The organism is Azospirillum sp. B506, from assembly GCF_000333595.1.
Lineage (GTDB): Bacteria > Pseudomonadota > Alphaproteobacteria > Azospirillales > Azospirillaceae > Azospirillum.
Genome location: NZ_BADK01000081.1, coordinates 1 through 4,253, shown reverse-complemented (window position 1 = coordinate 4,253; position 4,253 = coordinate 1). Strand labels below are relative to the sequence as shown.

Annotated in this window: 5 protein-coding genes; all 5 read right to left on the bottom strand. The window is 68.3% G+C overall.

Going from position 1 to position 4,253, the window contains the following annotated elements; genetic code table 11:
* The coding region (gene glmM / locus I71_RS02740; protein ID WP_042690123.1) for a phosphoglucosamine mutase at nt 1–999 on the bottom strand (999 nt) is incomplete at its 3' end.
* 137 nt (nt 1,000–1,136) lie between these two features.
* The gene (gene folP / locus I71_RS02735; RefSeq protein WP_042690120.1) at nt 1,137–2,297 is read right to left on the bottom strand and encodes a dihydropteroate synthase; all 1,161 of its coding nucleotides are present in this window, start codon (nt 2,295–2,297) and stop codon (nt 1,137–1,139) included.
* Nucleotides 2,298–2,528: 231 nt separating this feature from the next.
* Nucleotides 2,529–2,828 carry a hypothetical protein gene (locus I71_RS02730; RefSeq protein WP_042690116.1) on the bottom strand — a complete coding sequence of 100 codons (300 nt, stop codon included), beginning with the start codon at nt 2,826–2,828 and terminating at the stop codon, nt 2,529–2,531.
* A gap of 162 nt (nt 2,829–2,990) precedes the next feature.
* Nucleotides 2,991–4,073, bottom strand: a complete 1,083-nt coding sequence (flhB, locus tag I71_RS02725) for a flagellar biosynthesis protein FlhB (protein WP_042690113.1) — start codon at nt 4,071–4,073, stop codon at nt 2,991–2,993.
* Between the two features lie 3 nt (nt 4,074–4,076).
* Nucleotides 4,077–4,247 (bottom strand): flagellar biosynthetic protein FliR, encoded by a 171-nt coding sequence (locus I71_RS02720; RefSeq protein ID WP_280109838.1) that lies wholly within the window; start codon nt 4,245–4,247, stop codon nt 4,077–4,079.
* Nucleotides 4,248–4,253 lie beyond the last annotated feature (6 nt).

Genomic DNA, 4,253 nt, shown 5'->3' with positions numbered 1-4,253 from the left:
GACATGGCCCGACTGCTCGCCGCCGACATTGTAGCCGTGCTCGCGCATCATCTCGACGACATAGCGGTCGCCGACCGGTGTGCGGGCCAGATGCAGGCCGAGGCCGCCGAGATGACGCTCCATCCCCAGGTTGGACATCACGGTGGCGACCACGCCGCCGCCGCGCAGCGTCTGCGACCGCGCCCAGGAGGTGGCGATCAGGGTCATCAACTGGTCGCCGTCGATGGGGCGCCCGGCCTCGTCCACCATGATCAGGCGGTCGGCGTCACCGTCGAGCGCGACACCGAGATGGGCGCCATGGGCGACGACCTGCTCCTGCAGGGTCTGGGTGGCGGTGGCGCCGCAGCCCTTGTTGATGTTGGTGCCGTCGGGGGCGACGCCGACCGGGACCACGTCGGCCCCCAGCTCGTACAGCACCTTGGGCGCCACCTTGTAGGCGGCGCCGTTGGCGCAATCGACAACGATCTTCAAGCCATCGAGACGCAGGCCGCGCGGGAAGGTGTTCTTCACATATTCGATGTAGCGGCCGGTGGCGTCGTCCAGACGGCTGGCGCGGCCGAGATCGGCCGGCGCGGCGAGATCGGGGCCGAAGGGCAGCGCCATGCGCGCCTCGATGGCGGCCTCGACCTCATCGGACAGCTTGTAGCCGTCGGGGCCGAACAGCTTGATGCCGTTGTCCTGATAGGGGTTGTGCGAGGCGGAGATCACCACGCCCATGTCGGCACGGAGCGAACGGGTCAGCATGGCAACCGCCGGGGTCGGCAGCGGCCCGACCAGCACCACATCCATCCCCATCGAGATGAAACCGGCGGTGAGCGCCGGTTCCAGCAGATAGCCGGACAGGCGGGTGTCCTTGCCGATCACCACCCGATGGCGGTGGTCGCCACGGCGAAACTGCAGCGCGGTCGCCATCGCCACGCGCAGGGCCGTTTCGGCGGTCATCGGGTCGATGTTGGCGGTGCCACGGATGCCGTCGGTGCCGAACAGGTGTCGCGTCATGAAAACCTCGTGCAGAGACCTTATCCAAGCCCCGGATGTCGGGGTGCTTCGCTGGATGTACAAGCGAAGGATGTTTCTTCGCGCGGCAGCCAAGCCGGGTCAAGCTTCCTTCGGCGGCTGCGCGAAAGGGTTACAGCTTACCCATGCCGGGGATGCAGCGCCTCCCAGACGGCACGGGCCTGAGCTGTCTCCGCCACGTCATGGACGCGCAGAATCTGCGCGCCCTGGTTCAGCGTCTCCAGCCCGGCGGCGAGCGAGCCGGCCAGCCGCTCCTTTGGCGGCTCCCCGCGCGACAGCCGGCCGATGAAGCCCTTGCGCGACAGCCCGATCAGCACCGTGCAGCCAAGGGCATGGTACAGCGACGTATGGCGCAGGATCTCCAGATTGTGCTCCGTCGACTTGCCGAAGCCGATGCCGGGATCGACGGCGATGCGCTCCGGAGCCACGCCAGCCGCGACACAGCAGGCGACCCGCTCCTCCAACCAGTCGAACACGTCGAGCGCGGCGTCGCGGTAGATCGGGTTGGCCTGCATGGTGCCGGGTTCGCCCTGCATGTGCATGACGACAACCGGGGTGGACGTCCGCGCGACCACCGGCAGCGCGTCCGGATCGGACAGGCCGGCGATGTCGTTGACGATGCGGGCACCGGCCGCGGCGGCGGACTCCATCACCAGGGCGTGGCGAGTGTCGACCGAGACGGTCGCTCCCTTCTCCGCGAAATGGCGGATGACCGGCAGCACGCGCCGCTCCTCCTCCTCCGGCGGAACGGGGTCGGCGCCGGGACGGGTGGATTCGCCGCCGATGTCGAGAATGTCGGCGCCGGCCGCCAGCATCGCCTCGCCATGGGCGATGGCGGCGGCGGGGTCGAGGAAGTCACCGCCGTCGGAAAAGCTGTCCGGCGTGACGTTGACGATGCCCATGATCTGCGGCCGGTCGGGCGCAAGCCCGGCGAAGGGCACCCGCGCCCGGGTCAGGGCGCCGAGCTGGCGATCCAACATCTCCGCCACCGCACGCGACCGCTCCCAGCCCCAGGCCATGATTTCAGACAGCGGCGCGAAGGCGCGGTCGGTGCGGGAACCGGCATCGCGCACGATCAGTTCGGCGGTCGAGAAGGCGAAGCGCCCGCCGGCCAGCGGCACCGCCGCGCCCTTGGCCCAGGCGGCGATGGGCATCAGCCCCACCGGGCGCAGATAGACGCGCACGCCGTCCTCGCCCGCCCAGGAGCAGAAACCGGCCAGCGATCCGGCGGCGGATTTCGGCGCCGCTTTGGCGGCGGGCTTGGCGGAGAACGGCGGCATCGGGGATCCCCTTCAGGTCACGGGCTGACGCCTCCGTTCCTGACATGCGACCGGCAGGATAGCAAGAGAAGCCGCCTGAAACCCACCGGGCCAGGGCGGAGCGGAGCCGCCGGAATCGGCCGTCCGCGCATGTTCAGATGTAACGCACAGAAACAGAAAGGGCCGCCACATGGGCGGCCCATGGCACCGAAGCTTCGGATCCCGACAGGTCGGGTTCTGAAGCTGCAGGCCTTACATACAGGTGGCTTGCGCGGTCATCACGATCTCGACGCCCTTGGCATGCTTCTGCGTGGCCGCAGCGGCCTCTTCGGCCTTGCCGCTGGCCATGGCGGCGTTCACGGCCTTCATCGCCTCGATGGCGGCGGTGCGGTCGGCACCCGTCAGCTTGCCGGACGCGCACTTGCAGGACGCGACGGTCGGCTCGGACTTGTCGGTGGCCGTGCACAGCGCCTCGAAATCATCGGCGAAGGCAACGGCGGGAACAGAAATCATGGCGAACGCGGCAACCGCGGCAATCTTCAGAACGCGCACTTGAACTCTCCACAATCGAATTTTCGATGTGCGCGAAACAGCGCCAGATATCCAAAGATAATCAAGAGAATATCGCCACACCCCGAAGATAATCCCCAAAGACAATCTCTTATCGGAATTCCCCCAACGCCTTGGCGGGGAGGCGGGAGTTCCGCCACGGCCTTACCCCCGCCGGGCCAGCCCGCCCTTCAGCTTCAGCACATAGGTGATGACCTCCGCCACCGCCTGATAGTGCTGGAGCGGAATGGTCGAATCCACCTCGGCCGAGGCGTGCAGGGCACGGGCGAGCGGCGGGTTCTCGACGATGGGGATGTCGTGCTCCTGGGCCAGGGCGCGGATGCGCAGCGCAATCAGGTCGGCGCCCTTGGCGAGGCAGATCGGGGCGGCGGTGCGGCCGCGCTCGTATTCCAGGGCGACGGCGAAATGGGTGGGGTTGGTGATGACCACCGTGGCGCGCGGGACATTCGCCATCATCCGCTTCTTGGAGCGTGAGCGGCGGATGTCGCGCAGGCGGGCCTTGGCGTGGGGGTCGCCCTCGCTCTGCTTGAACTCGTCCTTGATCTCCTGGTGGCTCATGCGCAGGCGGCGGCGCCATTCCAGGCGGTTCCACAGCACATCCACCGCCGCCATCAGGACGGTCGCCAGCAGGACCGCCAGCAGCAGCCGCAAGGTCACGTCCCGCAGCAGCACGGGCAATCCGGCGACGTCCATGCCCACAGTATCCTCCGTCCAAGCGATGTAGGGCGCCAGCGCGTTCCACGCCGCGATGCTGATGATGGCGAGCTTGACCAGGCTCTTGGCGAATTCGACCAGCGCCGGCCGGCCGGCCATCCGCTTCCAGCCCGACGCCGGCGACAGGTGCGACCATTTCGGCCGGATGCGGTCGGCAGCGACGACGAATTGCCCCTGCCCCAGCGCCGACACCACCACCCCGCCAAGCAGGATGCCCAGCACCGGCAGCAGGGCCACGGCGACGCCGCCGATCAGCCAGTGCAGGCTGTGGATGACATCGATTGCGCTGCCGTCGATGCGGATGTCGTCCGGGTTCTCGATCAGCGGCAGCAGCAGGGCCGACAGGGTCGCCGCGACGCCGGGAACCGCCATCAGCACGATCATCCAGGCGGCGACCATCGCCGACAGCAGGCCGACATCGCGGGCGCGGGGGACGTCGCCCTTCTCCGCCGCCTCACGCAGTTTTTTCTCTGTCGGTTCCTCGGTCTTCTGCTCGTCGTCCTCCTCCGCCATGCGTCAGGACCCCGACAGCCAGCCGCCCAGCGCCGCAACGAAGGCGGTCAGCATCGCACCGGCGGTCGCCATGAACAGGCCCATGCCGATCATCAGCACGCCCGGCGTCGCGACGAAATAGACCGGCATCGCCGGCATCACCCGATTGACCAGCCCCAAGGCCAGATTGACCACCAGCCC

Coding starts and splice junctions, on each gene's coding strand:
- flhB (WP_042690113.1), bottom strand. CDS start 4,073: ATGGCGGAGGAGGACGACGAGCAGAAGACCGAGGAACCGACAGAGAAA.
- folP (WP_042690120.1), bottom strand. CDS start 2,297: ATGCCGCCGTTCTCCGCCAAGCCCGCCGCCAAAGCGGCGCCGAAATCC.